The sequence below is a fragment of the Streptomyces sp. NRRL B-24572 genome (genome assembly GCF_002156145.1).
Taxonomy (GTDB): domain Bacteria; phylum Actinomycetota; class Actinomycetes; order Streptomycetales; family Streptomycetaceae; genus Streptomyces; species Streptomyces vietnamensis.
Window position 1 is genome coordinate 1 of the sequence record NZ_MWIG01001112.1, and the last position, 2441, is coordinate 2441.

1 protein-coding gene and 1 pseudogene are annotated in these 2441 nt (G+C 76.5%); one reads left to right on the plus strand and one right to left on the minus strand.

The window, feature by feature from the left end:
* Positions 1-331 (plus strand): hypothetical protein (locus CCN56_RS40620; RefSeq protein WP_086832546.1); only part of this gene is annotated, 331 nt, incomplete at its 5' end.
* 58 nt (positions 332-389) lie between these two features.
* On the opposite strand, the pseudogene CCN56_RS40625 reads toward CCN56_RS40620, so the two are convergent.
* Positions 390-2441 (minus strand): annotated as a pseudogene (locus CCN56_RS40625) (hypothetical protein); the annotation flags it as partial.

The window sequence follows — 2441 nt, forward strand, 5'->3', positions numbered from 1 at the left end:
GGAGGACGAGCGGGGCCGGCGACGGATGCCCGATCCGGTGCGCAACGCCGCCGTGCGAGCCGTGATGATCACGTCGGTGACACTCATCCAGGCCGTGGTGGCCTTCTACTGTTCGGTCGCGGGCGCGTGGCTGGCGTTTCCGATGACCGTCACCGCGGTGGCCTCGACCGTCGTGGCGACCTGGAGCGTCCTCGACGTCTGGATCACCCGTCAGGTGTGGCGTCAGCGCAACGGCGTGGTGTCGGAGCCGAGCAGCACGGCGCGCCCGCCGATCCGGGCGCGGCGCGACGAGGGCCGGGCGGAGACGACGCCGCTGTCCGAAGCGGCCTGAGCACCGACGCCGAGTGGCCCGGCCNNGGCCGGGCCACTCGGCGTCGTGCGACGCACTCCTACGGGGTGTCCGGCTCGTCGGACTGGTGGCGGCGGAACATCCGCGTCGCCGTGATCTCGCCGTGGATCGCCTCGCCCTCCCCGCCGGGCTGCGGCAGCCCGGGCCGCAGGTGCTCCTCCACGCTGATGTACTTCAGTCCGGCCCGCAGGTCCGCGTCGTTGCGCAGCCGGATCACCAGCGGGAACTCGGCGAGCGCGGTCGTGTCGAACAGGCCCGTCGTGTAGAGGAGCTGGACGCCCAGCGCGTCCGACACGGCCCGCTGGAGCTCCAGGAGGTACGTGGCGTTGGCGCGGCCGATCGGGTTGTCGAGGAACAGCGTGCCCGCGTGCCGGTGCTTGTCGCGGCCCCGGTCGTTGGAGCGGAGCGCCGCCATCGTGCAGTACAGGGCGATGGCCGCGGTGAGCAGCTGGCCGCCGGAGAAGACGTCGCCCATCTGCCCGACGGGGACCCGCTCGGCGCGCAGCACCGCGTCCGGCTTGAGGATCTCGACCGAGACGCCCTTGGGTTCGAGCGCGGCCTGGACGCCCCGCAGGAGCAGGGACATGCCGTCGCGCCGCAGGTCGGAGTTCTTCTTGACGGCGGCGCGGGTCGCCTCGTCGACGACCTCGCCGAGCCGCTCGGCGAGCGTGGCCTGGTCGGGCTCCTCGAAGCGGATACGGAGGAACTCCTGGCCCGACCACTCGCCGAGGCCCTCGGGGAGCCGGGAGAGCCGCTGGGCGGAGCGGAGCGTCGCGAGCGAGGACTCCACGAGGCCGCGCAGCCGGTCCACGATCGAGTCCCGGTTGCGCTCCAGCTGCTCCAGTTCGTCGGTGAGGACCCGCAGTCGGGGCGCGAAGGCCTCGGCCCACTTGGCGGCGTGCTCGGGCAGCGCGGAGGCCGGGAGCTCGCGGATCTGCTGGCGGGCGGGGGTGCGGACCTGCTCGTAGCGGGTGGAGTTGGCGTGCCGGACGAGGATGTCGCTGGCCTCGCGCACGGCGGCGTCGGCGGCGGACAGTTCGGCGGTGCAGCCGCGCAGCGCGCGCCGCGCCTCGGCCGCCACCGTACGGGCCTCCTCCAGGGTTCCGCCGTACGCCTCGGTCTCCTCCCGCTCCTCGTCCGCGTGGTCGCGGAGCAGGTCCCGCAGCAGGGCCGCCGTCTCGTCGAAGCCGCCGGCCGCGTCCTCGGCGGCCCGGTGGTCCCGGAGCAGCCCGGCGTGGGCGGCGCGCGCCGCCTCCAGGGCGTCGGTGCGGGAGGCGAGTTCGCCGGTGGCGGTACGGAGCAGGGCCTGGGCCCGCTCGGCGTCGGCGGGTACGAGCTCCTCGGGCAGCTCGGTGTGCGCCTCGCCGTCCTCGGGGGCCAGGCGCTCGGCCTCGCCGCGCAGCCGGCCGAGCTTCTCGCTCGCCTCGGAGGCGCGGGTCTCCAGCATCTGGACCAGGGCCTCGGCGCGGGCAGCGGCGGCCTGCCGGGACGGGCCGTCGGCGCCGTCGGTGGACTCCAGGAGCTGTTCGGCGCGGGTGCGGACCTTGTTGGTGAGGCGGTCGAGCTCGGCGAGGGCGGCGGACTCGTCGCTCTCGGCGCGGGCCTGCTCGGCGCGCAGGTCGGCGCCGACGCCGACCTTCTCGTACACCTGGGAGGCCGCACGGTAGGCCTCGCGGAGGGTGGGGAGCGCGGTGCGGGGCGCGGCCGGGTCCTCCTCGGGGAGGGTGTCGGGGGCGCCGGCGATCTCGGCGCGCTCGGCCCGCAGGGCGCGGGCGGTGCGGTGGGCGTCGTCGGCGGCGCGCTGGGCCGCGCGGCGGTCCTCGTCGGCGGCGCGGGCGCGCTCCAGGCAGGTCTGGGCGCGGGCCTCGGACTCGGCGGCGTCGTCGGCGAGTTCGCGGAGCTTGGCCTGCCAGGCGGACCGCTCGCGCAGCCGGAACGCCAGGCCCGCGAGGGCGTCGGCGACCCGGCGGGCGCGCTGGGCGGCCTCCTGGCGCTCGTCCCGGAGCCGGGCGGCCTCGGCGGCGGCCTCGTCGGCCTCCGTACGGGCCGTGCGGGCCTCCTCCAGGGCCGCGGCGGCGGCCTCGGCGGTCTC